This window comes from Devosia aquimaris, from assembly GCF_020169335.1.
Taxonomy (GTDB): domain Bacteria; phylum Pseudomonadota; class Alphaproteobacteria; order Rhizobiales; family Devosiaceae; genus Devosia; species Devosia aquimaris.
In genome coordinates this window covers 213,861-239,530 of the sequence record NZ_JAIEZN010000001.1, presented here as the reverse complement: position 1 = coordinate 239,530, position 25,670 = coordinate 213,861, and the positions used below count along the sequence as shown (strand labels likewise).

The window sequence follows — 25,670 nt, the reverse complement described above, 5'->3', positions numbered from 1 at the left end:
TCAGACGAGGAGCGGTCTTTGGTAGCGGGGAATGCGGCCAGCGGCAAGGTTCGAGCACTGTTGCCATTCCGCAACAGGTCTAGACCAGCAGAGCGTTGAAGCGGGCTCGCTCATAGCGTTCGCGCGTGAGCGCAAACAGCACGTGATCCTCCCAGCGGCCGTTGATCTGCAGGTAGTTCTCGGCGAAGCCCTCTTCGACAAACCCGTTCTTTTCCAGCACGCGGCGCGAGGCCATGTTGCCGGGCAGAAAGGCCGCATGAATCCTGTGGAGATCGAGCGTCTCGAAGGTGAAGGGCAGGCAGACCGACACGGCCTCGCTCATCAGTCCCCTGCCGGCATATTGCTGGCCCATCCAATAGCCCAGGTTGACGAACTGGGCGGCGCGGCGGCGCACATTGGAGAGCGTGAGGCCGCCCACCAGGGTTTCACGACGCCCCTCGGGCAGGAAGATGAAGAGCGAATAGTCGGTCCCCTCCTCCGCTTCGATACGGGCGCGCCGCACGCGCTGCACGAAGACGCGGCGGGCCAGATCAGCCTCGGTCCAGCGCGGCTCGAAGGGGCGCAGGAAGTCGCGGCTGGCCATGCGCAGCTGATACCATTGGTCGTAGTCGGACAGTTGCGGCAGGCGCAGGCTGACGCGGGCACCGCGCAGGGAGATCAGCGATTGCGGCGATGACCAGGGCCAGAGCACGACAGGGAACCGCTCAGCGTTTGATATGGTCGCTGATCGCTTCGACGTCAGCGAGATTGCCGATCGGACCGATGCCGGCCAGCGTCGGTGCGCCGGAGGTGAAGATCTGCTCGGCCACTTCCTGCACCCGTCGCGTGGTGATGGCGTTGATGCGGTTGACCGTCTCCTGCATCGGAATCGGCCGGCCCCACAGGATCTGCTGGCGGGCCAGCTGGCCGGCACGGGCAGAGGGGCTTTCGAGCGACATCAGCAGGCCCGCGCGAATCTGGTTGCGCACACGCACCACCTCTTCCTCGGTGATGTTCTCGGTGGCGCGCTTGAGTTCGTCGAGCACGACGGGCACGAGATCGGCCACCTCTTCCTCGCCGGTCGCCGCGGCAACGCCGAAGACGCCGCTGTCGGCAAAGGCCCAGTGGAACGAATAGACCGAGTAGCAGAGACCGCGCTTCTCGCGCACTTCCTGGAACAGGCGCGAGCTCATGCCGCCCCCCAGGATGGAGGCCAGCACCTGCGCGGCATAAAAGCCGTCGGCATTATAGGCGCGGCCCTCGAAGCCGATGACGATATGGGCCTGCTCGTGCTCGGACACGAGACGCTCCTGCCCGCCCTGGTATTCGGCGCGCTGCGGCGCCGGGGCGCCGTTGGGCTTGAGCGTGGCGAAATGCTCCCGCGCCACCTTCACCAGCCCGTCGTGATCGACATTGCCGGCAGCGGCCATCACCATGTGGTCGCCCACATAGTTGCGGTTCATGTATTTGCGGATGGTATCGGGGTTGAAGGCCCGGACAGAATCCACCGTGCCCAGGATGGTGCGGCCGATGGGCTGGCTGGGAAAGGCGGCCTGCTGGAACAGGTCGAACACCTGGTCGTCTGGGTTGTCGCGGGCGGCGCCGATCTCCTGGACGATGACCTGCTTCTCGCGGGTCAGCTCGTCCTCGTCGAACAGGGAGTTCTGCAGGATATCGCTGAGAATATCGGCTGCCAGGACCACATCCTCCTTGAGCACGCGGGCGAAATAGCCGGTGTGCTCGATGGAGGTGGCCGCGTTCAGGTCACCGCCGACATTTTCGATGGCCTCGGCGATGTTGAGCGCATTGCGCGTCTTGGTGCCCTTGAAGGCCATGTGCTCGAGCAGATGGGAGATGCCATGCTCGGTCTTGCGTTCGGAGCGGGCGCCGGCCTTGACCCAGACGCCCAGGGAGGCGCTTTCGAGGTGCGGCATGTCGTCGGTGAGGACCACCATGCCATTGTCGAGGGTCGTCGATTGTACGCTCACGAGTCAGTCTCCTCAGCCCGGCGATCCACAGACCGCCCGGCCTTGTTGGTTCGCTAGACAGCGCGCGTGCGCGCCAGGATGAAGTCTTCGACAGATTGCTGCTGGTTGGCAAGGACGCTCAGGCGCTCGGGGCGATCGTAGAGATCGGCCAGCCAGGCCGGCAGCGCCGGATCCACGCCCGAAGCGGCCTTGACGGCGGCAGGGAATTTGGCGGGATGGGCGGTGGCCAGCGTGACCATGGGGACGCCGGTGATGGGCTGTTGCATGGCAACATGCACGCCCACGGCTGTGTGTGGATCGAGCAGGTAGCCGGATCGGGCATGTACGCTGGCAATGGTCGCCTTGGTGGCTGGCTCGTCGCTTGTGCCAGCCGCGAAGTCGCGCCGGATGGCGCCCAGCGTGGCTTCCGGCACGGCAAAGCCGCCCGACTGCTTGAGGCCGTCCATCATGCGCACCACGGCCGTGGCGTCGCGCCCGGCGCCTTCGAACAGCAGGCGCTCGAAGTTGGACGAGATCTGAATATCCATCGAGGGGCTGATGGTGGGGGCAACGCCGGCCATGTCATAGCGACCGGTTTCCATGGTGCGGCGCAGGATGTCATTGGCATTGGTGGCGATGACCAGCCGGTCGATCTGAAGGCCCATGGCCTTGGCGCAATAGCCCGCAAAGATGTCGCCGAAATTGCCGGTCGGCACCGTGAAGCTCACCGGGCGATGCGGCGCGCCCAGCGAAACGGCCGCTGTGAAGTAGTAGACGATCTGGGCGACGATCCGGCCCCAGTTGATCGAATTGACGCCCGACAAGCGCACCTGGTCGCGGAACCGATGGTTGTTGAACATCGCCTTGACGATGTTCTGGCAGTCGTCAAACGTGCCCTCGATGGCGATGTTGTGCACATTCTCATCGAGCACGGTGGTCATCTGCAGGCGCTGGACCGGGGAGGTGCGGCCCTGGGGATGGAGAATGAAGATGTCGGTGGTGTCGCGGCCGCGGAACGCCTCGATGGCGGCCGAGCCCGTGTCGCCCGACGTGGCGCCGACAATGGTGGCGCGCAGGCCGCGCTCGGCCAGGATATGGTCCATCATGCGGCTGAGGAACTGCATGGCGACGTCCTTGAACGCCAGCGTGGGCCCGTGGAACAGCTCGAGCGCGAAGTGCCCCGGCGCCAGTTCGACCAGCGGCGCGACAGAGGGATGGCGGAAGCCGGCATAGGCCTCGTCGATGATCTGCTTGAGCCGCGTCGGCGCGATCTCATCGCCCGTGAAGCGGCTGATGATGTCGAAGGCGACATCGGCATAGGGCTTGCCGGCAAAGCCGGCGATTTCCTCGGGGCTGAGCTGGGGCCAGCTCTTGGGAACGTAGAGGCCGCCATCGGAGGCCAGGCCAGCCAGAACTGCGTCAGAGAAGCCGAGCACGGGCGCCTGACCGCGCGTTGATACAAATTGCATTCGGGGAAGGAGCCCTTTTGGAATTGTTACAACCTAGTGAATTGACCCGCCGACCGCAAGTTTGCCGGATCAGGCCTTGCCGGTACGGCGCTGGCGCCAGAGCCAGAAGCCGAGCATGACCACGGCGACGATGGCAAAGCCATACCAGGTATAGGCATAGCCCAAATGGTTGTTGGGAAACTCGATGACCGTCTCGCCGCCCTGGGGCAGTTCGCCCGGCGCGCCGGCGGGCATGTCGATATAGAACGGTGCTATCGGCGCCAGCGCCGGATCGACCATGGCGGCAAGGCGGGCCGGGTCGCGCACCCATTCGACACGATTGGAGGTGTCGGCAGCCGGCGTCATGAAACCTGCCGCCTCGCCGGGCCGCAGCAGGCCGGTGATGGTGACGGTCGTGGTGTCGCTCTCGCCATCGGTCACAGCGGCTTCCTGCATGGCCTCGGGCACGAAGCCACGATTGACAAAGACCGTGCCGCCGGACTGCAGCACGAAGGGCGTCATCACCCAGTAACCGGGGCCTGAAGCCGAGCCACGGGCATTGGCGAGACTGGTAAAGACGGTAACCGTCTGGTTGTAGCGGAAGGCGCCAGTCAGGGTGACGGGCTGGAAATTGAGCGGTTCAAGGTTGAGGCTGGGCCAGGCACTGGCTTCGGGAACCGGCACGGGCGCCGCATCGATGCGGGCATCGACCGCGGCGATCAGCGCCTCCTTTTCGGCGAGCCGCTGCATCTGCCAGGTCCCCAGAAAGACGCAGACGACCGCCAGGGCAAGCATGAGCACGACAAAGCCGCCCGTCATCAGCGGGCCGAGGCGGCGGGGCGCACTCATTGATGCCCCTCATGGGCGTCGTTGCGATATTGCAGCGCCACCAGCACGCCCTTGAAGGGCGGCAACAGCGCCAGCGACAGCACGATGGTGGTGGGGATCCACAGCATCAGGTGGACCAGCGGCGGCGGATTGAAGAGTGCGCCGACAACAAGAGCCAGCAACACCACCACCGGGGCCACGAGGAAGATCACAAAGATCGCCGGACCGTCGCCGCTGTCGGCAAAGGCCAGGTCAAGATCGCAGGCACTGCAGCGCGGCGCCACCTTGAGGTAGCCGTTGAACAGGGGCCCCTTGCCACAGCGCGGGCAGCGACAAAGCAATCCGGCAACAAAGGGCGAAGGCAGGGCCAAGGCAGTCTCCAAAAGCAAAGGGCGCAGCTCGTCGCTGCGCCCCGTTAGAAGCGAGGGGCTTGCCCCTAGTGGTGGATCGCCACGCCCCAGCTGCCCCAGACATAGATCGAGGCAAACAGGAACAGCCAGACCACGTCCACGAAGTGCCAGTACCAGGCGGCAAATTCGAAGCCGAGGTGACGCTCGGGCGTGAAGTCGCCACGCAGGGCGCGGATCAGGCAGACGGCCAGGAAGATGGTGCCGATCAGCACGTGGAAACCGTGCAGGCCGGTGGCCATGAAGAAGGTGGCGCCATACATGTTGCCAGCGAAGCTGAAGCCAGCTTCGGAATATTCGATCATCTGCACGCAGGTGAACACAGCGCCCAACACGATGGTCAGTGCCAGGCCCCACTTCAGGCCCTCGCGATCATTTTCGAGCAGGGCATGGTGTGCCCAGGTCACGGTAGTGCCCGAGGTCAGCAGCAGCAGGGTGTTGAACAGCGGCAGGTGGAAGGGGTCGAACAGCTCGATGCCGGTCGGCGGCCAGATGCCACCGGTCGCCGCAACGCGGGCATACTGCTCGACGTCGTCCAGGCGGAAGAAGCCGTCGAAATAGGCCCAGAAGAAGCCGAAGAACACCATCACTTCGGAAGCGATGAACAGCATCATGCCGTAGCGGTGATGCATCTGCACCACGGCAGTGTGGTCATGGCCGTTGTTGGCTTCCTTGATCACGTCGCTCCACCAGGCGTACATGGTGTAGAGCACGCCCACCAGGCCCACGAAGAACACCCAGGGCGTCCAGTGGTGCATCCAGAAGATGCCGCCAATGGCCATGATGAGCACCGAGACCGAGCCGACGAACGGCCACGGGCTGGGCTCCACCATGTGATAGTCGTGGTTCTTGGCTATTCCGGCCATGGTCAGCTTCCCTCGTTGTCTGAAGCGTAGAAAGTGTAAGAGAGCGTGATCTCTTTGATGGTATCGAGCTCGTTATTGCTATCGAGCTCGGGGTCGATGAAGAACACGATCGGCATATCGACGGTTTCGCCGGGCTGCAGCGTCTGCTCGGTGAAGCAGAAGCATTCGATCTTGTTGAAATAGGCGCCGGCCCGTTCGGGCGAGACGTTGAAGATGGCGCGCCCCGTCACCGGCTTGTCGGAGAGGTTGTGCGCAACAAAGTTCACAGTATCGACGGTGCCGATCTTGTCGGTGATGGCGGCCGCTGGCGTGACCTTCCAGGACAGTTCGTTGGCGACGTTGGAGTCGAAGCGAACCTTCATCTCGCGGCCAATGATGCCCTTGGGCGAGTCGGTGGCAACGCGCGTGGTGCCGCCAAAGCCGGTGGCCTGGCAGAACATCTGATAGAGCGGCACGCTGGCATAGGCGAGCCCGACCATGCCGACGGCCATGCCCAGACCGACAAGCGCGACGCGGCGATTGCGGCGGTTGGCGCCGGGGGGCGTGGATTGGGTGATCTCGGCCATCACAGCGACCGATCGAACAGGGCCGGACCCATCTTGACGATGGTCAGCGTGTAGAACGTGACGGCGAACAGTGCCAGGGCGATGGCAAGCGCGATCGAGCGGCGGCGACGCACCTTGGCACGGGCGGCAGTCACCTCGGGCGTTTCCAGTTCGACAGCGCGGATCTCATGGGGTGCACTCATGCGCCAAAGACTCCAAAACGGGTGAGGAGATTGTCGCACAGCAGCGCCAGGAACAGCACGAACAGGTAGCTCAGCGAGTAGTTGAACAGCACGCGGGCCGATTTGCGCATGGCCACGTCCTCGCCGCTGCGCAGCAGTCGGAGGGCGAGGTAGAGGAAGCCTGCGCCGGTGGCAACAGCGACACCGGTATAGGGGAGACCCGCAAAGCCCAGGATCGAGGGCAGCAGGGCGGACGCGGCCAGCAGCACGGTGTAGGCGAAGATCTGGCGCTTGGTCGAGGCAACGCCCTTGATGTTGGGCATCATGGGAATGCCCGCAGCGCCATAGTCAGACTGCTTGTAGAGCGCCAACGCCCAGAAATGGGGCGGCGTCCACAGGAAGATGATCAGGAACAGCGCGATGCTCTCCAGGCTGATCGTGCCGGTGACGGCAGCCCAGCCAACCATGGGCGGGAAGGCCCCGGCGGCGCCGCCGATAACGATGTTCTGCGGCGTCGAGCGCTTCAGCCACATCGTATAGACGACGGCGTAAAAGAAGATGGTGAAGGCCAGCAGGCCACCGGCGACCCAATTGGTCGCCAGGCCCAGCAGGGCCACCGAGAACACCGAGAGCACGACGCCGAAGATCAGCGCTTCGCCGCCGGTGATGCGGCCGGCCGGGATGGGCCGGTTGACCGTGCGGCTCATGATGGCGTCGATATCGGCATCATACCACATGTTCAGCGCGCCCGAGGCCCCTGCCCCGATGGCGATGCAGACGACGGCAATCACGCCGATCAGCGGATTGATGCCGCCCGGCGCCACCAGCAGCCCGACGATGGCGGTGAACACAACCAGCTGCATGACATTGGGCTTGAGCAGCGCGAGGTAATCCTCGACGCGTGCCTCGCCCGTCATGGCGGGAAGCTGTGTGCTGTCGTCGGTAAGAGCCACTGACCTTGCTTTCCTCGAGGGTGGACCGGGCCGCACGAGGCGGCCCGATTGAACTTAGTGTGCCTTGGTGGAGTCGATCCGCGGCAGGGTGGAGAACTGGTGGAACGGCGGCGGGGAGCTCAACGTCCATTCCAGCGTGGTTGCACCATCGCCCCAGGGATTGTCACCGGCGGGACGCTTGCGCTTGAAGGCCTCCCAGGTGGCATAGAAGAACACGATCATGGCCACGAACGTGATGTAGTAGCCGACCGAGGAGATGCGGTTCCAGAAGCCGAAGGCATCGGGGTAGTCGATGTAGCGGCGTGGCATGCCGGCCAGGCCCAGGAAGTGCTGGGGGAAGAAGATCAGGTTCACGCCAACGAACATGACCCAGAAGTGCACGGCGGCCAGGGTCTCGTTGTACATGTAGCCGAACATCTTGGGGTACCAGTAGTACCAGGCCGCAAAGATCGAGAACACGGCGCCCAGCGACAGCACGTAGTGGAAGTGCGCCACCACATAATAGGTGTCGTGCAGGGCACGGTCAGCACCGGCATTGGCCAGCACCACGCCCGTCACACCACCAACGGTGAACAGGAAGATGAAGCCGACAGCCCAGAGCATGGGCGACTTGAAGGTGATCGAGCCACCCCACATGGTCGCGATCCACGAGAAGATCTTCACGCCCGTGGGCACGGCGATCACCATGGTTGCGGCCACGAAGTAGCGCTGCACGTCCAGGCTCAGGCCGGTGGTGTACATGTGGTGCGCCCACACCACAAAGCCCACGAAGCCGATGGCGACCATGGCATAGGCCATCGCCATGTAGCCGAAGATCGGCTTGCGGCTGAAGGTGGAGACGATGTGGCTGATGATGCCGAAGCCCGGCAGGATCATGATGTACACTTCGGGGTGACCGAAGAACCAGAACAGGTGCTGGAACAGGATCGGGTCACCGCCCTCGGCGGGCTTGAAGAACGACGTGCCGAAGTTGCGGTCGGTCAGCAGCATGGTGATGGCGCCAGCCAGAACCGGCAGGGCCAGCAGCAGCAGGAAGGCCGTCACGAGCACGGACCAGGCAAACAGCGGCATCTTGTGCAGCGTCATGCCGGGGGCACGCATGTTGAAGATCGTGGTGATCAGGTTGATTGCGCCCAGGATGGAGCTGATGCCGGCCACGTGCAGCGACAGGATGGCAAAGTCCATGGCAGGGCCGGGATGACCCGAGGTCGACAGCGGCGGGTAAACGGTCCAGCCGCCACCAAAGCCGAGTGCGCCGGGGCCCGTGCCTTCAAAGAACAGGCTCATCAGCAGCAGGATGAAGGCCGGCGGCAGCAGCCAGAAGGCGATGTTGTTGATGCGCGGGAAGGCCGTGTCGGGCGCGCCGATCATCAGCGGGGCGAAATAGTTGGCAAAGCCGCCCATGGTGGCGGGCATCACCACGAAGAACACCATGATCAGCGCATGGGCGGTGGTGAACACATTGTACATGTGCTTGCCGGCGTCGAGCGCCTCGCCGCTGGCGGCGTCCATGCCGTAGACCATGCTGGCCAGGCCGTGGAAAATCTGGATGCCAGGCTCCTGCAGCTCCATGCGCATGACGCCCGAGAGCAGGCCACCGACGATGCCGGTGAACACGGCAAACCACAGATACATCACGCCGATGTCCTTGTGGTTGGTCGAATAGAGCCAACGGCGCCAGCCGGTGGGTGTGTGATTGTCGTGCGCGCTGTCGTGCGCCGCATGGGCTTCGAGGTGAGCGATATCGGCCATGTTAGTTATCCCCTGACCCGTGTTCTTACTGCAGCGCCACGAGCGTGGCGTTGGCGGCGGCGTAGTCGCCGGCCTTGAACGCAGCCATGTAGGTTGCGAATTCGTCCTTGGTCACCACGCGGATGGCGATGGGCATGAACGCATGGTCCTTGCCGCACAGCTCCGAGCACTGGCCGTAGTAGATGCCGGTCTCACGCACGTTGAACCAGGTCTCGTTGAGACGACCGGGGACAGCGTCGATCTTGACGCCGAAAGACGGCACGGCAAAGGCGTGGATCACGCCGGTCGGATCGGCGGTGACTTCCAGGCGAACCGTGGTGTCAACCGGCACGACCAGCTCATTGTCCACGGCCAGCAGGCGCGGCTGACCCGGCTTGGTGGCAGCGCGATCTTCTTCATTGAGCATGATCGAGGTCAAAGACACGCCGTCGTCGACATATTCATAGTCCCAATACCACTGCTGGCCAGTGGCCTTGATGGTCAGCTCCGGCGCCGGAACCTCGACTTCGCCAAAGGAGAAGATGTTGGAACCAAGATACTTGCGCTGGCCGTCGGGCGTGGTCAGCTGGTCGGACAGCACGCCGAAGGACGGAATGGCGATGATGATGAGAATGACGATCGGCAAGACCGTCCAGACCACTTCCACGAGCGTGTTGTGGGTGAAAGCCGCCGGAACCGGGTTCCGCTTGGCGTTATACCGGATCATGATCCAGATCAGCAGCGCCAGCACGAACAGCACGATCAGCGTGATGGTCCAGAGCAGGATGCCATCGTGAAAGCTGACGATCGAATCCATGATCGGCGTTACGGCGCGCTGCAGATGGAACTGACCATAGACGGGGTGGCCCGTTTGCTCAGCCACCTGCTCCTGCGCCATGACGAAAGCCGGGGCCAGCGCCATTGCGGCTGCCGAAATAGCGCCTATCTTTCTCAAGAACTGCCCGGTCACCATAAACCCCTGTGTCGACATCAATTGGTGCATCCACACCGGGATTGAGTGCAATAACAGCGGCATAGCAAACGCCGCCCCGACTCAACCTCGGAGCGAAAAACTCTGCCTTGACCTAAATCACATCCCAGAGACCGAGTCCATTGCGGCGAGAGCGTGGTGATGTGCGTCAAATTGTGCGGCGGCGGCAGCAATCCGCCTCACGGCAGCCGCAGTTTGGCGCGCATATCCCCTGCATTTCCGGGGTTTGGTTGACTCATGGCCCCGGCTATCGGAAACACGTTGGCAAAAGGCTGACGCGCGATTCGTCGGGAGAATTGACACAGTGAAGCAGAATTTTTGGCGCCATTTCGTCGGTGCAGGCCTGGCCCTGCTGGCTCTGGGCGCGCCCGGCAGCGCGGTCCATGCCCAGGGCGTGGTCAAGGCCCAGTATGGGGACTGGCAGATGAGCTGCGACACCCCGCCCGGCGCCAGTTTCGAGCAGTGTGCAATCATCCAGAATGTGATGGCCGAAGATCAGCCCAATGTGGGCCTGTCTGTCATTGTCTTGCGCACCGCCGATCGCGAGGCGCGGCTGCTGCGGGTGCTGGCGCCGCTCGGCGTGTTGCTGCCCAATGGCCTGGGCCTCAATGTCGATGGCAAGGATATGGGCCGTGTTGCCTTCGTGCGCTGCCTGCCCAATGGCTGCGTGGCCGAGGTGGTGCTCGATGACAGCCTGATCGAGACCCTGTCCAATGGCAGCAGCGCCATCTTTGTGGTGTTCAAGACGCCCGAGGAAGGCATCGGCATTCCGGTGTCGCTCAATGGCTTCAAGGACGGCTTCGCACAGCTGCCATAATAAGGAGTGCCTGCCACATGGCCGAGGAGCAACGCGCTACGATCCGTCATCGCGTTCTCAAGGGCGGCCATGTCGTGGTCAATGACGGGTTCTCGACCTTCGACTGCACGATCCGCAATCTCTCGGACTCCGGGGCCCGCCTGCGCGTGGCCAGCGTGATCGGCATTCCCGATCATTTCCAGCTCATGCTCGACGATGGTCAGAGCTTTGAGTGCCAGGTGGCGTGGCGTCAGGAAACCGAGCTGGGCGTGCAGTTCCGCCCTGCCGAATGAAAAAAGCCGGACAAGTGCGAGGCACTGTCCGGCAAGTCATCAGGAAACAAGGCCGGTGGCAAACCGGCCGGTGATGGAACGAGCGCTCGTAACAAGTGTTCGGACCAACAAGGGAACGCAGCCCGGCGGGTGTCCGGGCGGCGTAAACTGGGCCGCCGATCAGAGGCGGGCGTTGCGGGCGCGGGCCGTGTTCAGCACATGGCCGGGGTTGTTGCCGGTCCGGGCCAGGGCCGCATTGATGTCGGCGCGCGAGATGCCAAGATCGTCCAGCCGCTCATGATCGAGGTCGAGCAGCGACTCCAGCGCAGTCCGGCGGGCACGGGCGGCTTTGGCCTGGCCGAGCCAGCGCAGCAGCGCGGCGAAGGGGCGGGGCGTGGCGGCCGCAATTGACCGCTCGCCGGGAAGCGAGAGAGCCATGATAATCTCCAAACATCTGGTTGTGTCGCAGGGGGAGTCTGCGGCGCTGTCGGCAGCGTGTGTCCACGCCCCGATAGTGGAGAGATAGCGCTCTGGACATTCATTCGTCCAACAAATAGATTTCATCCTGTCCATCAATTTGAGTGATGCGCAGACCATGAGCACGCCCCTCGACCTTGATCAGCTGCAAAGCTTCTGTGCGATTGCCGATTGCGGCAGCTTTACCGAGGCCGCGCGCCGGCTGAACAAGACGCAATCGGCGGTGTCGATGCAGATCAAGCGCCTTGAGGAGCGGCTGGGCCAGTCGCTGCTGACGCGCGACGGGCGACGGGTCATGCTGACGCTGGCGGGCGAGGCGCTCTACGCACGGGCGCGCAAGATGCTGCGCACCAATGCCGAGATTCTCGATCATTTCTCGGAAGGCGATCTCTCGGGCTCGATCCGTTTCGGCGTGCCGGACGACTATGCAGTGCGCCTGCTGCCGGTGATCCTCTCCAGCTTCCAGCGCACCCATCCCAAGATTGTGGTGGATGTGGCCTGCATGGCCTCCGAGCATCTGCTCGAGGGCATGCGCGCGGGGCGATACGACCTGATTGTCTTTACCCAAGGCACCGAGCAGAACTACGGCGAACTGTTCCGCACCGAAAAGATGTTCTGGGTGGCCAGCCACGGCGGGCGGGCCTTGGCCAGTTCCCCGCTGGCGGTCGCCTGCGGCCCCACCTTCTGCATCTGGCGCAAGGATGCCCAGGAGGCGCTGGAGCGCACCGGGCTCGACTACCGCATCGCCTATACCTCGTCGAACGCCACCGCCATTTCCAGCGCGGTCCTGTCCGATCTGGCCATTGGCTTTCTGCCGGAAAGCGCCCTGCAGCCGGGCATGCGTGTCGTCAACGAAGATCATGGCCTGCCCAAGCTGGGCGACGCGCAGATTGCATTGATGCGCGCCAGCCACGCCTATGGCGGCATCTATGATGCACTGGCCAATCACATCGTGCAGTCGATGGGCAATCTTGAGAGCGCCGCGCAGCAGCAGGGGGAAGCTGCAGAGTAGTCCGCACTTACCCTTGACCTGACGGGGCCGATGTCGCACCACAGGGCATGTCCGAAGCCCTGACCAATGCCGCCGAATACAGCGTTTCCGAGATCGCCCAGGCGGTCAAGCGCACCGTCGAGGACGAGTTCGGCCATGTGCGCGTGCGCGGCGAGATTTCCGGCTTTCGCGGTCAGCATGCCTCCGGCCACGCCTATTTCACCCTCAAGGACGAGGGCGCTGCGCTCGATGCTGTGGTTTGGAAGGGCAATTATGCCAAGCTCACCTTCAAGCCCGAAGAGGGGCTCGAGGTCATCGCCACAGGGCGTCTGACCACATTCCCGCGGTCTTCGAAATACCAGATCGTCATCGACAATATCGAGCCGGCGGGCGCCGGCGCGCTGATGGCGCTGCTCGAAGAGCGCAAGCGCAAGCTCCAGGCCGAGGGGCTGTTTGCGCGGGAGCGCAAGCGCCCCCTGCCCTATCTGCCGCGCGTCATCGGCGTCGTCACCTCGCCGACTGGCGCGGTCATCCGCGACATTCTTCATCGTCTTGCCGATCGCTTCCCCACCCATGTGCTGGTCTGGCCGGTGCGGGTGCAGGGCGACACCTGCGCGCCCGAGGTGGTCAATGCCATCGAGGGCTTCAACGCACTCACCCCTGGTGGCGCGCTACCCCGACCGGATCTGCTGATCGTCGCCCGCGGCGGCGGCTCGATCGAGGACCTCTGGGGCTTCAACGAGGAATCCGTGGTCCGCGCCGTTGCAGCCAGCGACATTCCGATCATCTCCGCCGTCGGGCACGAGACCGATACCACGCTGATCGACTATGCCTCGGACATGCGTGCGCCCACGCCCACGGCTGCCGCCGAAGCCGCCGTGCCGGTGCGGGCCGAGCTGATCGGCTATGTCGACGATCTGGGCGCCCGCCAGCGCCAGGGTGCCCGCCGCATGGTGGGCAGTGCGCGCGACCGCCTGCGGGCCGCCAGTGCCGGCCTGCCCCGGCCGGGGGATCTGGTCTCCATCCAGCGCCAGCAGCTTGATCATGCCGCATCCAACCTGCTGGGCAATCTGCGCCACAGCGTCCAGGCGCTGCGGCTGCGCTATTCCCGCAGCGAGACGCGCCTCACCCCGCGCGTGTTGCAGGGCCAGCAGGCCGAGGCCGGTGAGCGGCTGCGCAACCTGTCGTTGCGGGCGGACGCCGGTCTGCGCAAGACCGTTGAGCGCGCCCGGCTCACGCATGATCCGCGCGCGGGGCGCCTCGCCAGTTCGGCCGGTCGCCTGCTCGAGCGCAAGCAGGCGCAGCTGGCCGCCATCGGCCCCAAGCTGTCGCCTGCATCGCTGCGCAGCGAGTTGCGCCACGCCCATGGCCTTTTGGGCCCGCTGGGCCTGCGGCTCAGTGCCACAATGGTGCAGCGGCTCGACACCAGCCGTAATGCGCTGACGCAGGCGGGTAAGCTGCTGGCCAGCCTGAGCTATCGCAGCGTGCTGGCGCGCGGCTATGCGGTGGTCAAGGATGGCGAGGGCAATCTGGTGGCCTCGCGCGGCCAGCTGCAGCCTGGGGAAGCCATTGCCATTGAGTTTGCCGATGGCGATATTGGCGCCATCGTCGGCGGCAGCCCGACGCCGCGCAAGAAACCCCGCAGCGGATCTGCGGGTCCGGACACGCAGGAAAGCCTCTTTTGAGGCAGCCGCAACTCCGCTATAGCCAACCCAGATGAGGGACGGACCGATGAACCTGTTTGACAAGGCCTTTGCACCCGTCGAGGCGCAAATCCGCTATCTCGACGGGGACTATGTGGTGCTCAAGCCCGGCACCTTCGTGCGCTGCGCCATTACCGGCAAGCCGATCCCGATCGACGAGCTGTTCTATTGGAGCGTTGACCGGCAGGAGGCCTATGCCGATGCCGTGGTGGCAAACGAAGCCTTCGAGCGGTTCGGTCTGGGAGCCTGACCGTGTCGCCAGCGTCCATCCGTCGCCGCATGCTGTTCATTTCCAACGGTCACGGTGAGGACTGGATTGCGGCGGCCATAGCGGCCCGCCTGCCCAAGGGCCTGGAAGTCGATGCCTATCCCATGATTGGCGCAGGCAATGCCTATACGGGCGTCTGCCCCATTGTCGGCCCGCGCGCCACCCTGGCGTCTGAAGGCTGGCGCAATGTGAAGGGTTCGCTGCGGCGCGACTTGGCCAATGGCGGATTGATGACCATCCCGCCGGCCCTGAAGTTCCTGCGCCAGGTGCGCGGACGATATGGTCGCGTGGTGGTGGTGGGTGACATGACCGGCGTGGTGGCGGCTTTTGCCACCGGCTTGCGCGACCTCACCTATCTCGATGTCTACAAGACCGGTGCGGCGCGGCTCTATTCGGCCGCCGAGCGCTTCTTCATCAAGCGCAGCTGCAAGACCGTGTTCTGCCGCTCGGACGGGCTGGCAGACATGCTGGTACAGGCCGGCATCGACGCACGTTCGGCCGGCAATGTGATGATGGATACCATTCCGAGCGGCGACTATGACGCGCAGAGCCGGCGCAGCCGCCAGCGCGCGGTGACGCTGCTGCCGGGCAGCCGAGCCCTGACGGCGGAGAGTTTTGGCCTCCAAATCGAGGCGCTGCGCGCATTGCCAGCCGAGTTGATGCCCGATGTCTTCCTGGCCGTGGCGGGCGGGATCAATGTCGAGGAACTGGCCAAGAAGACCGGCCTTCGCCGCACCCATATGCTCAGCGCCGAATCCGGTGACCTGGGGGAATTGTCCGACGGCAAGATGACCGTCCACATGGCGCGTGGCAATGCGCTGGGCAATCTGCTGGCGGCTTCGGACCTGGTGCTGTCGCAGGCCGGCACGGCGACGGTGCAGGCGCTTGGCATGGGCCGACCGGCGATCACCTTCATCAATCCGCGCGACCGGCGGTCGCGCTTTGACGATGAACAGAAGCTGTTCGATGCGGCGCGCATCGTTGTGCCGGCTGAGGCAGGCGCGGTGAGCACCGCCCTCGCCAATTTGCTGCGCGACGACGAGGAGCGGCGGCGCCTGGGCAATGTGGGCCGGCAGCGCATTGGCGGCCCTGGCGCGGTGCAGGCGATTCTGGATTGCATAACGCCCCGCGACTGAGGTCACGGGGCGCCGGGCCGCTTGGCGTTGGCCAGACTTACTTCTTGTCGGTCTGCGGATCGAGCAGGCGGTGCAGGTGGACGATGAAATAGCGCGTCTGCGCGCTATCGACCGTCAGCTGGGCCTTCTGCTTCCAGGCCACCAGTGCACTGGCGTAATTGGGATAGAGCCCGACGATGTCGACCTTGTCGAGATCGGCGAAGGTGACGCCTTCAATGCTGGACAATTCTCCGCCGATGACCAGGTGGAGCAATTGTTGGCCGGGTTCTGTTTTTTCTGCCATGGGTCAAATCCGTTCGTCGGTGGTGTGCGCAGCAACCGCCTGGCCATCGGCCGGGCAGCCATAGACCTTGATCAGGGCTGCATGGACCAGCGGTTTTAGGCTCATGTCGCCAAGCGCCGCAAGCGCCCCGTGACGCACATCTCGTTTGTTAAATTGCGGGAAGCCCGCACAGACATCGGCAATATCGATGCCCGCCTCGTCCAGAATGACGGCCGCAGCAGCGATATCCCAGTCCTGGCTGCCGCGGCGGCTGGCCACGGCATCGAGCTTGCCGGTGGCCACCTGTACCAGGCGATAGGCCAGCGAGGGATAATAGGGACCGCGCGTATAGTTGAGGCCGGCCTGCTGGAGTTCCTGATGCACGGCGCCGGCCGCGGGAATGACCGGAGCCGCCCCCGGGCGCCGCACCCGGCGGATGATCTTGCCATTGAGCCGCGCGCCCTCGCCCCGTGCGGCGGCATACATTTCATCGCGCACCGGCGCATAGACCACGCCGGCCACGGGAATGCCGTTCTCGACAACGGCCAGGGAGATCGACCAGCTGTCCTCCCCGCGCAGGAAGCCGCCCGTGCCGTCGATGGGGTCGACAACAAAGACGCGTTCACAATCGAGCCGGGAGGGATTGTCGGTTGTCTCTTCGCTCAGCCAGCCATAAGTGGGCCGCGCCTGCAGCAGCGAGGCTGCCAGATAGCGGTCCACCATGATGTCGGCCTCGCTCACGGGCGAGGCATTCTCCTTGTTCCAGCTCTTGACGTCGCGGCGAAAGAAGCCGCTGGCAATGATGCCGGCAGCCACCGCGCTGGCGCGGAGCAATTCGAGGTCGTCGCTGTAAGTCGTGGCTGGAACTGGCATATTCGGGGCCTTTTAGGCTGGCCCCGGGGTTTGGACAAGGGCCGCTCACATCGGTGATCCCAGCCGGCCCGGCCAGGCAGGGTTAACGGGGCCCCATCGGGTGCAGTTAACCGGTTCCTACCCGGTGCAATACCCTGCTAACCCTCTCGGAAAACAAGATAAATTTAACCCAACCGATTAAGGTGGCAGGTAAGGGCCCGGGGTATGTTGGAGGCACAAAAGAGAGCACCAAAAATCAGCTCTCGAAGTTGACAGGAAGGCGAATTCAAATGGTTCATGGCGTTTCGATGGAAGGATCGTCGGTCGTTCTGGCATTTGGCACCCCCGCAGTTGCGGACCGGCGCTTCATTGCTGCAAACGACAATGGCCCCAAGGATCCGGTCAAGACCGTCACGGTCCGCCGCATGCTCGACCAGAGCGGGGTCGCCATCAAGATCAAGGTTCCGGTGACCGAGTTCATCGGCGTTGCCGTGGCCACGTCCATTTCCGGCGAAGGTGTTCTGACCAGTTCGATCGAACTGGTGCATTCCGACAGCGCGCTGAACTATCGCGTGTTCGAGGAAGAGGGCAATCAGAGCGTCGTCGCCGAATGGCAGAACTGGGGCAAGAAGCTGCGCCTGCCGCTGTTCATCAAGGCCGGCGACGGTGCCTACATGCCCTATAGCCAGCAGGTTGATGGCGTCATGCTGGGCAGCAGCGCCTCGCGCCGCAAGCTCGCCGCTGAAGCCGGTCGCCGCCCCCGTTTCCTCAACCGCCGCACGCCCGGCCAGGTTGACGCCTGAGTTCTGCTGCCTCCAAAGCACGTTGAAAGGGTTGACCGGTGGTGCGGTCAGCCCTTTTGACGTTTCCGGTAGCTACCAGACCCAGTCGGCCAGCAGCGCCAGCGATAGCGCCATGCCGACATAGGTGTTGGCGTGAAAGCGCACATAGGGGTTGTTGGGCACATCGGCATTGAGCGTCTGCACCTGCCAGGCCAGGAGCCCCGCCGCCACCAGCGAGAGCAGCGCGAAGACAATGCCCGCCCCGGCTACCGTTGCAGCGGCCAACCACAGCATATAGGCGCCGATATAGAAGCCCGAGACGATCAGCCGCGCCTTGTTGCCGAACAGGCGCGCCGTGGATTTCACCCCGATCAGCGCATCGTCCTCGACGTCCTGCAGCGCATAGATCGTGTCATAGCCGATCACCCACAAAATGGTGCCGAGATAGGCGAGCAGCGCCGGCATGGCCATGCCACCGGTCTGTGAACTCCAGCCCACCAGGGCGCCCCAGGAGAAAGCCAGACCCAGGAAAGCCTGCGGCCACCAGGTGACGCGCTTCATGAAGGGATAGATGGCCACGAGCACCAGCGAGGCCACGCCGGCCCAGACGGTGAAGCGATTGAACTGGAACAGGATCACCGAGGCCAGCAGCGCCTGGGCAATCATGAACGCCAGGGCGTCGCGGGCGGTGACATCGCCGGCGGGAATGGGCCGCTGGCGGGTGCGGGCGACATGGCCGTCGATGTCGCGGTCGACAATATCGTTGAAGGTGCAGCCGGCGCCGCGCATCAGCGCCGCCCCGATCAGCATCAGAATCGCTGCGCCCCAGTCAAAGCCACGTGTGGGCGCGGCCACGGCCGCCAGGCCCAGCCCCCAGACGCAGGGCCAGAACAGCAGCCAGATGCCGATCGGCGCATGCCAGCGGGCCAGCCGCGCATAGGGGCGAACCTGCCGGGGCAGGTAGCGATCGACCCAATTGTCCGAGGCTGCTGCGGCTGGACTGGTGGAACTGGATGCGGGCTGATTGGTATCGGACATGGTGCCACGATCTCCGTTTGGGGCGACGGGACCGGGCAGCGGGCCTGCCACGATCCCGTCCTTAGACAAGCTCAGGATGAGGTCTACTGTGTTCGCCGCGTTTAGAGTAGACCTCATGGTGAACCCGAAGTGCCACAAGGTCGTGGCAGAAACCTGCTGCGAAAACTGATGCCCCGTACCCACGCCACCCTGCCCCGCCTTTATGTCGCTTCCGATCTGGTCGCCGGAGCCCCGGTGGACCTGGGCAAGGATCAGTCGCTCTATCTGGCCGCCGTACTGCGCAAGGTGGTCGGCGACGAAGTGGTGCTGTTCAATGGCCGCGATGGCGCCTGGCGCGCCCGGATGACCAGCGATTCCAAACGCTCGGTGTCGCTCGACCTGCTTGAGCAGATTGCGCCTCAGCCTGCCCCCAGCGACCTCTGGTATGGCTTTGCCCCGCTCAAGTCAGAGCGGCTCGACTATGTGATCCAGAAGGCCGTTGAGATGGGCGTGGGCACCATCCAGCCGGTGCTGACGCAATTTACCCAGGTCAGCCGCCTCAAGCATGAGCGGCTCGTGGCCAATGCCGTCGAGGCTGCCGAGCAGTGCGAAGTGCTCAATGTGCCGACGGTGGCGCCCGAGATCAGCCTGTCGGCGCTGCTCGACACCTGGCCGAGTGATCGCCGGCTGATCCTGGCCGATGAGGGCGCGGCCTCGGCATCGCCCGTGGAACGGCTGGCCGGGCTGGCGAGCGAAAAGATCGGCTTGCTGATCGGGCCGGAGGGGGGATTTTCCGATACCGAACGCGAAAAGCTCCTGGCCCTGCCCTATGTCGTGCCGATCAGCCTGGGTCCGCGCATCCTGCGGGCCGATACGGCGGCCGTGGCCGGGTTGGCCGTCATTCAAGCTATCATCGGTGATTGGCGATAAAAGGCGATTGCTTTCGGCTTGGGCGACGCTATGTTCGCCCGCACTATTGACCCTCTTGAGACCGAGGACTCTTCATGGCCGGCGCAGACAGCTATAGCCCTCTTATCGAATCCCGCGCCGACCTGATCGAAGCGCTGTCGCGCGGCTGCAAGCCGCAGGCCGACTGGCGCATCGGCACCGAACACGAAAAGCATGTGTTCCACACCAACCCGCTGCGGCCGGTGACCTATGAGGGTCCCAACGGGATTCGCGCCCTGCTCGACGGGGTGCAGGCCGCAACAGGCTGGCAGCCTTTCTACGACGGCGACAATCCCATCGGCCTGCGCAACCACGAATATGCGGGCGGCATCTCGCTTGAGCCGGGTGGGCAGTTCGAACTGTCGGGCGCGCCGCAGGTTGACCTGCATGCCTCGGCCGCCGAACTGGCCGAGCACCTTGCCGTCAGCAAGGCGGCGGCAGCTCCGCTCGATATTCATTTCCTCGGCCTGGGCGTCACGCCCATCTGGTCGGTCGATGACATCCCGGCCATGCCCAAGTCGCGCTACGGCATCATGAAGCCCTATATGGAAAAGGTCGGCACGCTGGGCACATCGATGATGTTCCGCTCCTGCACCGTGCAGACCAATCTGGATTTTTCCAGCGAAGCCGACATGGTGAAAAAGCTCCGCGTCGCCCTGGCGCTGCAGCCGGTCGCTACCGCGCTCTTCGCCAATTCGCCCTTCGCCGATGGCGTCGATACCGGCTATCTCAGCTATCGCAGCCACATCTGGCTCAACACCGACAATGCCCGCACCGGCATGCTGCCCTTTGTCTTCGAGGAGGGCTTCGGCTTCGAGCAATATGTCGATTATGCCCTTGATGTGCCGATGTATTTCGTCATCCGCAAGGGTGCCTATGTCAATGTCGCGGGCGAGAGCTTCCGTGCCTTCCTCAAGGGCGAGTTGCCGCAGTTGCCGGGCGAAAAGCCGACAATCAAGGATTGGGAAGATCACCTCTCGACCATCTTCCCCGAAGTGCGGCTCAAGCAGTTCCTTGAGATGCGCGGCGCTGACATGGGCGACGAAAAATCGGTGACGGCGCTGTCGGCGTTCTGGACCGGTCTGCTCTATGACGAGATCGCGCTGGAAGCCGCCTATGAGATGATCAAGCCGTGGACGCCGGCGCAGCGCGAGCAGATCCGCAAGGATGTGCCCAGGCTCGGCCTCGAGACACCGCTCGATCGCAGCAATCTCTATGACTATGCGGCCCAGGCCGTCGGGATCGCCGAGGCGGGCCTGGTGCGCCGCAACCGGCTCAATGCCGCCGGCAAGGACGAGACCATCCACCTGGCGCCGCTCGAAGAGACGATCCGCCTCGCCCAGACGCCGGCCGAACGCTGGCGCGCCAAGCTCAATGGCGAATGGGGCGGCGACATCACCCGGATCTTCAGCGAAGCCGAGATGTAGGCCCGCGCTGCCCCGGCTTGGGGCGAAGAAATCCTTGCCTCCGCGCCGCTGGTCGTGCATCACGCGCCCAACAGGCACGGAGGGCGGCAGATGCGGGTTTTGGTGATCGGTTCGGGCGGGCGTGAGCATGCCCTGGCATGGAAGATCGCGCAGTCGCCGCTGCTGACCAAGCTCTTCATCGCCCCCGGCAATGGCGGCACCGGATCGGTGGCGGAAAACCTTGCGGTTGATGTGACCGACCATGCGGCAGTGGTTGCGCTTTGCCGGCAGCACCAGATCGACTTCGTCGTCGTCGGCCCCGACGCCCAGGTGGTGGCCGGGCTGGGTGATGATGTGCGCGCGGCGGGCTTTACCTGCTTCTGCCCGTCCAAGGCCGCCGGCCAGCTCGAAGGCTCCAAGGGCTTCACCAAGGCATTGTGCGACGAGATGGATATTCCCACCGCCGCCTATGGTCGCTTCGACAATGAAGCCGCGGCCCTGGCCTATCTCTATACCCAGGGCGCTCCGATCGTGATCAAGGCCGACGGCCTGGCCGCCGGCAAGGGCGTCACCGTGGCCATGTCGGTCGAAGAGGCCGAAGAAGCCATCATCGACTGCTTCTCCGGTGCCTTTGGCGCGTCCGGCGCCGAGGTGGTGATCGAGGAGTTCATGGAGGGCGAGGAAGTCAGCCTCTTCGTGCTCTGCGACGGCACCAACATCCTGCCCCTCACCACCGCGCAGGACCACAAGCGCGCCTTTGATGGCGATACCGGCCCCAATACCGGCGGCATGGGCGCCTATTCGCCGGCTCCGGTGATGACGCGCGAAATCTATGACGAGACCATCGAACGCGTCATCTGGCCGACCGTGCGCGGCCTGGCCGCCCGCGGCACGCCCTATCAGGGCGTCCTCTATGCCGGGCTGATGCTGACCGAAGATGGTCCCAAGCTCGTGGAATACAACGCCCGCTTCGGCGATCCCGAGACGCAGGTGATGATGATGCGCATGGAAAGCGATCTGCTGCCGCTGCTGCATGCCGTGGCCACCAGCACGCTGGCCGGCCATGATGTCGCCTGGAAGGACCAGTTCGCCCTGACGGTGATCCTGGCCACGCAGGGCTATCCCGGCAGCTATGGCAAGGGCTCGGAGATCAAGGGCGTCGACGCGGTCAATGCCGAGCACACCCATTTCTTTCACGCCGGCACACGTCGCGATGGCGATCGGCTCCTCGCCTGGGGTGGCCGCGTGCTCAATGTCACTGCGCTGGGCGATACGGTGCTGGAGGCGCAGCAGCGCGCCTATGCAGGGGTCGATGCCATCGACTGGCCGGAGGGCTTCTGTCGCCGCGACATCGGCTGGCGCGAAATCGCCCGCAGCCGCTGAACGGCACAGCTCTGAACCTTTCCTCAACTTCGCCGGACTAGTCTCTATGCTGGACGGTCACTGACGAGACGCCGTCGCAACCTCCTGTGGCCAGCGCCTTTTGTGCGCGCCACCGGTCGCCGACAGGGTGCTCTCGCGGGCGGCGGAGCGAGGCGAGATGAGCACGATTTCAGGTCCAAGGATCGGGGTTGCCCTGGGGGGCGGTTCGGCCCGCGGGCTGACCCACATTCCCTATATTGAAGCCATTGATGAGCTGGGCCTCAAGCCCGCGGTGATTTCGGGCACCTCGATCGGCGCGCTGATCGGCGCCGGCTGGGCCTCCGGCATGACAGGGTCCGAGCTGCGCGAGCATTCCTATGCGGTGCTGGGCACCATGCGCACCATTGCCACCAAGCTCTGGGCCATCCAGTTGCGCGGGCTGGGCGGCATTCTCAAGAACGGCATCTCCATGCAGCTTGATGCCTCGAGCATTGTGGACAGCTTCATTCCAGAGGGGTTTCCGCTCGAGTTCAAGGATCTCAAGATCCCGCTCTATGTCGTGGCCACCGATTTCCAGTCCTGGCACCAGGTGGTGTTCAATTCCGGCCCGCTGCGCCCGGCCATTGCCGGCTCGATTGCCATTCCGAGCCTGTTCAAGCCGGTGAGCTATGCCAACCACCTGCTCGTCGATGGCGGGGTGGTCAATCCGCTGCCGCTCGACCAGGCCGATATCGACACCGATTTCCTCATCGGCATTGACGTCAATGGCGATCCCTCCCAGGGCTTGACCAAGACGGACCACAAGGCGCTCGACATCTGGTTCGGCTCGGCCCAGATCATGATGCACTCGCTGACCGCGCACATGATGGCGGCCTATCCGCCCGACATCTATGTGCGACCGCATGTGGCCAATTTCGGCGCCCTGGAGTTCTGGCGCGTGCGCGAGATCGTCGCCCATGCCGACGCCGAGAAAGACCGGTTCAAGCGCATCCTCAGCCAGAAGATCGAGGACTATATCCAGAACCGCCTGCCCGCCGTGGGCATGTCCTGACCCTGCCCCGAAATCGCATCCAGCGCGTCGAATATGGACGGCGCCGACCGTCATGCTAGCATGGCGACCAGGGGGTCGCGCGCAGGGAGAGCGTGTCGTGATTATTGCCGGTTGGATTTTGAGCGCCTTGCTGGTGCTGTTCATTCTGGGCGCGTCGGTGACGCCCAAGCTGATGGGCATGAACGCGGCCATCGAGCCGCTGACCGTGGTGGGCTGGCCCATCAAATATATGGTGCTGATCGGCTGCATCGAGCTGGCCTGCATGGTGCTGTTCGCCATTCCACGCACGGCCCTGTTGGGTGCCATCCTGATGACGGGCCTCCTCGGTGGCGCGCTGGCCGCCAATCTGCGGGTCGACAATCCGCTCTATAGCCATACGCTGTTCAGCGTCTATTTCGGCATTGCCATGTGGGCCGCGCTCTGGCTGCGCGATCCGCGCATCCGCGAGCTGTTTCCGCTGAGCTAGGTCGTTTCACTCTGCATTGGATTTGCGGCTCCTTTGCCTCCCTCCCCCTTGAGGGGAGGGAACGAGGGAGGGGGTCCGTCGGTGGTCATCAGGACCACTCCCACCCCGACCCTCCCATCAAGGGGGAGGGGGCGATTGAACCGCGTCAATCTAGACTTGAAGCGAGCAAGGTCCCGCAAACAAAAAGGCCCGGCTGATGCCGGGCCTCTTCGTGTGGTCAATCGGTCGATCAGACTTCGCGCGGATCGACGTCGGCCGCGTAATCCACGCCGCCCAGACCGAAGCCGAACAGCTTGAGGAATTCCTCGCGGTATTTCGGCAGGTCGGCCAGGTCAGCCAGGCTTTCGGTGGTCAGGGCGGCCCAGCGTTTGGCCAGTTCGGCCTGCATGGTGTCGGACAGTTCCCAGTCGTCAACACGGATGCGGCTTTCCTCGTCCAGGGCAAGGTCGCCGGCCAGCTTGTCGCGGAACAGGCGGTCGATCTGCTGGATCGGGCCTTCGCCCAGGCCCATTTCGTCCTCGACCTTGATCAGCAGCGTCCCATAGAGCGGCACGACAGGAATGGCCGAGCTCGCCTGGGTCACCACGGCCTTGAGCGCCACGACATGGGCGGCGTGCTCGCCATGCTTGGCGCGGATGGCCGCAGCGGCGCGGTCGAGGTCGGCCTTGGCCTTGCCCAGCGTGCCCTTGTGATAGATCGGCCAGGTCAGCTTGCTGCCGAGATAGGTGTAGTTGAGCGTCTGGAAGCCATCGGCCAGCACGCCGGCTTCGGCCAGTGCTGCGATCCAGAGTTCCCAATCCTCGCCGCCCATCACCTTGACGGTGGCGGCGGCTTCTTCCTCGGTCGCCGGCTCGACGGAAATCTCGGAGACTTCACCGGTGCCGGTGTTGAGCGTCTTGGAGGTGACGGCGGCACCATAGGGCTTGATGGCCGAGCGATAGGTCACGCCGTCCTTGGGGTCGGTGCGCACCGGGGAGGCCACCGAATAGACGATCAGGTCCACCTGGCCGAGATTGGCGCGGATGGCTTCGATGGCCTCGGCCTTGACGGCGTCAGAGAAGGCGTCGCCCTCAATGGTCACGGCCACGCGGCCAGCGGCCTTGGCGCGCTGCTCGAAGGCACGGTTGTTGTACCAGCCGGCGCTGGCCGTCTTGGCTTCGCCCGGCTCGCGCTCGAACGACACGCCAACGGTGTCGGCATTGCTGCCAAAGGTGGTGACGATGCGCGAGGCCAGGCCGTAGCCCGTCGAGCAGCCCAGCACCAGCACGCGGCGCGGCCCGGTGGGGATGGGGCCCTTGACCACGACATGATCGATCTGGCGCTGGACATTGGTGGCGCAGCCGACCGGATGGGCCGTGGTGCAGATGAAGCCACGGATCTTGGGCTCGATAATCATGGGCGGTCTCCAATAAGCTCTTGCCTCTGCCAATAGCGCGCCGAAGCGGTTGCGGCTAGTGCAGCGCGGTCAGGACTGGCGTAATCCAACAAAGAACTGCTTGAGCATGGCCTCGGCGCGGGCCGCGCCAATGCCGCCGATCACCTCGGGATGGTGGTGGCAGCTGGGCTGGTCGAACAGGCGCACGCCATTGTCCACCGCCCCTGCCTTGGTGTCTTCGGCGGCATAGTAGACCCGGCGCAGGCGGGTATGGGCGATGGCCCCGGCGCACATGGCGCAGGGTTCGAGCGTCACATAGAGGTCGCAGCCGTCGAGCCGCCCGGTGCCGCGCGTGGCCAGCGCCGTGCGGATGGCCAGCATTTCGGCATGGGCGGTGGGGTCGCCAAGGGTCTTCATGCGGTTGCGCTCAGCCGCCAGCACCCGGTCGCCTTCCATGATCACGGCGCCCACCGGCGCCTCGCCATGGGCGGCGGCCTCTTCGGCCAGTGCCAGCGCCTGGCTCATCGGTGTGGGGGCCGTGTCGGACATGGCTTTGGTGATACTGGGCAAAGCCCTGCCGGGCAAGCCGGTCCTGCCCCGCTGAGGTGG

At 64.4% G+C, this 25,670-nt stretch carries 29 protein-coding genes; 12 read left to right on the top strand and 17 right to left on the bottom strand.

Annotated elements, in window-relative coordinates; genetic code table 11:
* Positions 1-79 precede the first annotated feature (79 nt).
* The 11 genes from K1177_RS01190 to coxB all read right to left on the bottom strand — a co-directional run bounded on the left by K1177_RS01190 (position 80) and on the right by coxB (position 9,828).
* Positions 80-691, bottom strand: a complete 612-nt coding sequence (locus K1177_RS01190) for a GNAT family N-acetyltransferase (protein WP_224701439.1) — start codon at positions 689-691, stop codon at positions 80-82.
* Between the two features lie 13 nt (positions 692-704).
* A complete protein-coding gene (locus tag K1177_RS01185; protein WP_224701437.1) occupies positions 705-1,967 on the bottom strand; it encodes a M16 family metallopeptidase in 1,263 nt (420 codons plus the stop codon).
* A gap of 53 nt (positions 1,968-2,020) precedes the next feature.
* Positions 2,021-3,415, bottom strand: coding sequence for a threonine synthase (gene thrC, locus K1177_RS01180; RefSeq protein WP_224701435.1), 1,395 nt, complete (start codon positions 3,413-3,415; stop codon positions 2,021-2,023).
* A gap of 69 nt (positions 3,416-3,484) precedes the next feature.
* Positions 3,485-4,243: an SURF1 family protein gene (locus K1177_RS01175; RefSeq protein WP_224701433.1), complete on the bottom strand. Its 759-nt coding sequence runs from the start codon at positions 4,241-4,243 to the stop codon at positions 3,485-3,487.
* Positions 4,240-4,593: a DUF983 domain-containing protein gene (locus tag K1177_RS01170; RefSeq protein WP_224701431.1), complete on the bottom strand. Its 354-nt coding sequence runs from the start codon at positions 4,591-4,593 to the stop codon at positions 4,240-4,242. The genes K1177_RS01175 and K1177_RS01170 overlap by 4 nt, the downstream gene beginning before the upstream one ends.
* Before the next feature lie 65 nt (positions 4,594-4,658).
* A complete protein-coding gene (locus K1177_RS01165) occupies positions 4,659-5,495 on the bottom strand; it encodes a cytochrome c oxidase subunit 3 (RefSeq protein ID WP_224701430.1) in 837 nt (278 codons plus the stop codon).
* Between the two features lie 2 nt (positions 5,496-5,497).
* Positions 5,498-6,061 (bottom strand): cytochrome c oxidase assembly protein, encoded by a 564-nt coding sequence (locus tag K1177_RS01160; protein ID WP_224701428.1) that lies wholly within the window; start codon positions 6,059-6,061, stop codon positions 5,498-5,500.
* Positions 6,061-6,243, bottom strand: a complete 183-nt coding sequence (locus K1177_RS01155; RefSeq protein WP_224701426.1) for a hypothetical protein — start codon at positions 6,241-6,243, stop codon at positions 6,061-6,063. Before K1177_RS01155 ends, K1177_RS01160 begins: the two co-directional genes overlap by 1 nt.
* Complete coding sequence (locus K1177_RS01150; protein WP_224703667.1) at positions 6,240-7,139, bottom strand: heme o synthase; 900 nt, start codon at positions 7,137-7,139, stop codon at positions 6,240-6,242. Before K1177_RS01150 ends, K1177_RS01155 begins: the two co-directional genes overlap by 4 nt.
* A gap of 90 nt (positions 7,140-7,229) precedes the next feature.
* Complete coding sequence (gene ctaD, locus K1177_RS01145; RefSeq protein WP_224701424.1) at positions 7,230-8,927, bottom strand: cytochrome c oxidase subunit I; 1,698 nt, start codon at positions 8,925-8,927, stop codon at positions 7,230-7,232.
* 25 nt (positions 8,928-8,952) lie between these two features.
* Positions 8,953-9,828 carry a cytochrome c oxidase subunit II gene (coxB, locus tag K1177_RS01140; RefSeq protein WP_396119150.1) on the bottom strand — a complete coding sequence of 292 codons (876 nt, stop codon included), beginning with the start codon at positions 9,826-9,828 and terminating at the stop codon, positions 8,953-8,955.
* 373 nt (positions 9,829-10,201) lie between these two features.
* On the opposite strand from coxB, the gene K1177_RS01135 reads away from it, so the two are divergent.
* Together K1177_RS01135 and K1177_RS01130 are read left to right on the top strand one after the other, a co-directional pair.
* Positions 10,202-10,714, top strand: a complete 513-nt coding sequence (locus K1177_RS01135) for an invasion associated locus B family protein (RefSeq protein WP_396119148.1) — start codon at positions 10,202-10,204, stop codon at positions 10,712-10,714.
* Between the two features lie 17 nt (positions 10,715-10,731).
* Positions 10,732-10,986 carry a PilZ domain-containing protein gene (locus tag K1177_RS01130; RefSeq protein WP_224701423.1) on the top strand — a complete coding sequence of 85 codons (255 nt, stop codon included), beginning with the start codon at positions 10,732-10,734 and terminating at the stop codon, positions 10,984-10,986.
* 159 nt (positions 10,987-11,145) lie between these two features.
* Here the strand turns inward: K1177_RS01130 and K1177_RS01125 are convergent, their stop codons facing one another.
* The gene (locus K1177_RS01125) at positions 11,146-11,403 is read right to left on the bottom strand and encodes a hypothetical protein (RefSeq protein WP_224701421.1); all 258 of its coding nucleotides are present in this window, start codon (positions 11,401-11,403) and stop codon (positions 11,146-11,148) included.
* 157 nt (positions 11,404-11,560) lie between these two features.
* Here K1177_RS01125 and K1177_RS01120 point away from each other — a divergent pair, with 157 nt between their 5' ends.
* From K1177_RS01120 to K1177_RS01105, 4 genes are read left to right on the top strand one after another with little or no spacing between them, the layout of a single operon-like run.
* Positions 11,561-12,454 (top strand): LysR family transcriptional regulator, encoded by an 894-nt coding sequence (locus K1177_RS01120; RefSeq protein WP_224701420.1) that lies wholly within the window; start codon positions 11,561-11,563, stop codon positions 12,452-12,454.
* 47 nt (positions 12,455-12,501) lie between these two features.
* A complete protein-coding gene (xseA, locus tag K1177_RS01115) occupies positions 12,502-14,118 on the top strand; it encodes an exodeoxyribonuclease VII large subunit (RefSeq protein WP_224701418.1) in 1,617 nt (538 codons plus the stop codon).
* A 46-nt stretch (positions 14,119-14,164) separates the two neighbouring features.
* Positions 14,165-14,386, top strand: a complete 222-nt coding sequence (locus tag K1177_RS01110; RefSeq protein ID WP_224701416.1) for a DUF2093 domain-containing protein — start codon at positions 14,165-14,167, stop codon at positions 14,384-14,386.
* Positions 14,387-14,388: 2 nt separating this feature from the next.
* A complete protein-coding gene (locus K1177_RS01105; protein ID WP_224701414.1) occupies positions 14,389-15,540 on the top strand; it encodes a glycosyltransferase family protein in 1,152 nt (383 codons plus the stop codon).
* 37 nt (positions 15,541-15,577) lie between these two features.
* Here the strand turns inward: K1177_RS01105 and K1177_RS01100 are convergent, their stop codons facing one another.
* Positions 15,578-15,823 (bottom strand): DUF4170 domain-containing protein, encoded by a 246-nt coding sequence (locus K1177_RS01100; protein WP_224701412.1) that lies wholly within the window; start codon positions 15,821-15,823, stop codon positions 15,578-15,580.
* 3 nt (positions 15,824-15,826) lie between these two features.
* Complete coding sequence (locus K1177_RS01095) at positions 15,827-16,675, bottom strand: 3'(2'),5'-bisphosphate nucleotidase CysQ (RefSeq protein WP_224701410.1); 849 nt, start codon at positions 16,673-16,675, stop codon at positions 15,827-15,829.
* A 269-nt stretch (positions 16,676-16,944) separates the two neighbouring features.
* On the opposite strand from K1177_RS01095, the gene K1177_RS01090 reads away from it, so the two are divergent.
* Positions 16,945-17,457, top strand: coding sequence for a DUF6101 family protein (locus tag K1177_RS01090; RefSeq protein WP_224701408.1), 513 nt, complete (start codon positions 16,945-16,947; stop codon positions 17,455-17,457).
* A 72-nt stretch (positions 17,458-17,529) separates the two neighbouring features.
* On the opposite strand, the gene ubiA is transcribed toward K1177_RS01090, so the two are convergent.
* Positions 17,530-18,474: a 4-hydroxybenzoate octaprenyltransferase gene (ubiA, locus tag K1177_RS01085; RefSeq protein ID WP_224701406.1), complete on the bottom strand. Its 945-nt coding sequence runs from the start codon at positions 18,472-18,474 to the stop codon at positions 17,530-17,532.
* A 168-nt stretch (positions 18,475-18,642) separates the two neighbouring features.
* On the opposite strand from ubiA, the gene K1177_RS01080 reads away from it, so the two are divergent.
* The 5 genes from K1177_RS01080 (at position 18,643) to K1177_RS01060 (ending at position 23,686) form a co-directional block, all read left to right on the top strand.
* Positions 18,643-19,383 carry a 16S rRNA (uracil(1498)-N(3))-methyltransferase gene (locus tag K1177_RS01080; RefSeq protein WP_224701404.1) on the top strand — a complete coding sequence of 247 codons (741 nt, stop codon included), beginning with the start codon at positions 18,643-18,645 and terminating at the stop codon, positions 19,381-19,383.
* Between the two features lie 74 nt (positions 19,384-19,457).
* The gene (locus tag K1177_RS01075) at positions 19,458-20,828 is read left to right on the top strand and encodes a glutamate--cysteine ligase (RefSeq protein WP_224701402.1); all 1,371 of its coding nucleotides are present in this window, start codon (positions 19,458-19,460) and stop codon (positions 20,826-20,828) included.
* 90 nt (positions 20,829-20,918) lie between these two features.
* Positions 20,919-22,190, top strand: a complete 1,272-nt coding sequence (gene purD / locus K1177_RS01070) for a phosphoribosylamine--glycine ligase (RefSeq protein WP_224701400.1) — start codon at positions 20,919-20,921, stop codon at positions 22,188-22,190.
* Between the two features lie 157 nt (positions 22,191-22,347).
* The gene (locus K1177_RS01065; protein ID WP_224701398.1) at positions 22,348-23,220 is read left to right on the top strand and encodes a patatin-like phospholipase family protein; all 873 of its coding nucleotides are present in this window, start codon (positions 22,348-22,350) and stop codon (positions 23,218-23,220) included.
* Positions 23,221-23,317: 97 nt separating this feature from the next.
* Entirely contained in the window at positions 23,318-23,686 is a 369-nt protein-coding gene (locus K1177_RS01060; RefSeq protein WP_224701396.1) for a DoxX family protein, read from the top strand.
* A 229-nt stretch (positions 23,687-23,915) separates the two neighbouring features.
* Here K1177_RS01060 and fabV read toward each other — a convergent pair whose 3' ends face one another.
* A complete protein-coding gene (fabV, locus tag K1177_RS01055) occupies positions 23,916-25,082 on the bottom strand; it encodes an enoyl-ACP reductase FabV (protein ID WP_224701394.1) in 1,167 nt (388 codons plus the stop codon).
* A gap of 69 nt (positions 25,083-25,151) precedes the next feature.
* On the bottom strand, positions 25,152-25,610 hold the full coding sequence (locus tag K1177_RS01050) for a nucleoside deaminase (RefSeq protein WP_224701393.1): 459 nt from the start codon (positions 25,608-25,610) through the stop codon (positions 25,152-25,154).
* Between the last annotated feature and the right edge of the window lie 60 nt (positions 25,611-25,670).

Coding starts and splice junctions, on each gene's coding strand:
- thrC (WP_224701435.1), bottom strand. CDS start 3,415: ATGCAATTTGTATCAACGCGCGGTCAGGCGCCCGTGCTCGGCTTCTCT.
- K1177_RS01175 (WP_224701433.1), bottom strand. CDS start 4,243: ATGAGTGCGCCCCGCCGCCTCGGCCCGCTGATGACGGGCGGCTTTGTC.
- K1177_RS01165 (WP_224701430.1), bottom strand. CDS start 5,495: ATGGCCGGAATAGCCAAGAACCACGACTATCACATGGTGGAGCCCAGC.
- K1177_RS01160 (WP_224701428.1), bottom strand. CDS start 6,061: ATGGCCGAGATCACCCAATCCACGCCCCCCGGCGCCAACCGCCGCAAT.
- K1177_RS01155 (WP_224701426.1), bottom strand. CDS start 6,243: ATGAGTGCACCCCATGAGATCCGCGCTGTCGAACTGGAAACGCCCGAG.
- K1177_RS01150 (WP_224703667.1), bottom strand. CDS start 7,139: ATGACGGGCGAGGCACGCGTCGAGGATTACCTCGCGCTGCTCAAGCCC.
- ctaD (WP_224701424.1), bottom strand. CDS start 8,927: ATGGCCGATATCGCTCACCTCGAAGCCCATGCGGCGCACGACAGCGCG.
- coxB (WP_396119150.1), bottom strand. CDS start 9,828: ATGGCGCTGGCCCCGGCTTTCGTCATGGCGCAGGAGCAGGTGGCTGAG.
- K1177_RS01130 (WP_224701423.1), top strand. CDS start 10,732: ATGGCCGAGGAGCAACGCGCTACGATCCGTCATCGCGTTCTCAAGGGC.
- K1177_RS01125 (WP_224701421.1), bottom strand. CDS start 11,403: ATGGCTCTCTCGCTTCCCGGCGAGCGGTCAATTGCGGCCGCCACGCCC.
- K1177_RS01120 (WP_224701420.1), top strand. CDS start 11,561: ATGAGCACGCCCCTCGACCTTGATCAGCTGCAAAGCTTCTGTGCGATT.
- xseA (WP_224701418.1), top strand. CDS start 12,502: ATGTCCGAAGCCCTGACCAATGCCGCCGAATACAGCGTTTCCGAGATC.
- K1177_RS01110 (WP_224701416.1), top strand. CDS start 14,165: ATGAACCTGTTTGACAAGGCCTTTGCACCCGTCGAGGCGCAAATCCGC.
- K1177_RS01100 (WP_224701412.1), bottom strand. CDS start 15,823: ATGGCAGAAAAAACAGAACCCGGCCAACAATTGCTCCACCTGGTCATC.
- K1177_RS01095 (WP_224701410.1), bottom strand. CDS start 16,675: ATGCCAGTTCCAGCCACGACTTACAGCGACGACCTCGAATTGCTCCGC.
- K1177_RS01090 (WP_224701408.1), top strand. CDS start 16,945: ATGGTTCATGGCGTTTCGATGGAAGGATCGTCGGTCGTTCTGGCATTT.
- ubiA (WP_224701406.1), bottom strand. CDS start 18,474: ATGTCCGATACCAATCAGCCCGCATCCAGTTCCACCAGTCCAGCCGCA.
- K1177_RS01080 (WP_224701404.1), top strand. CDS start 18,643: ATGCCCCGTACCCACGCCACCCTGCCCCGCCTTTATGTCGCTTCCGAT.
- K1177_RS01075 (WP_224701402.1), top strand. CDS start 19,458: ATGGCCGGCGCAGACAGCTATAGCCCTCTTATCGAATCCCGCGCCGAC.
- purD (WP_224701400.1), top strand. CDS start 20,919: ATGCGGGTTTTGGTGATCGGTTCGGGCGGGCGTGAGCATGCCCTGGCA.
- K1177_RS01065 (WP_224701398.1), top strand. CDS start 22,348: ATGAGCACGATTTCAGGTCCAAGGATCGGGGTTGCCCTGGGGGGCGGT.
- fabV (WP_224701394.1), bottom strand. CDS start 25,082: ATGATTATCGAGCCCAAGATCCGTGGCTTCATCTGCACCACGGCCCAT.
- K1177_RS01050 (WP_224701393.1), bottom strand. CDS start 25,610: ATGTCCGACACGGCCCCCACACCGATGAGCCAGGCGCTGGCACTGGCC.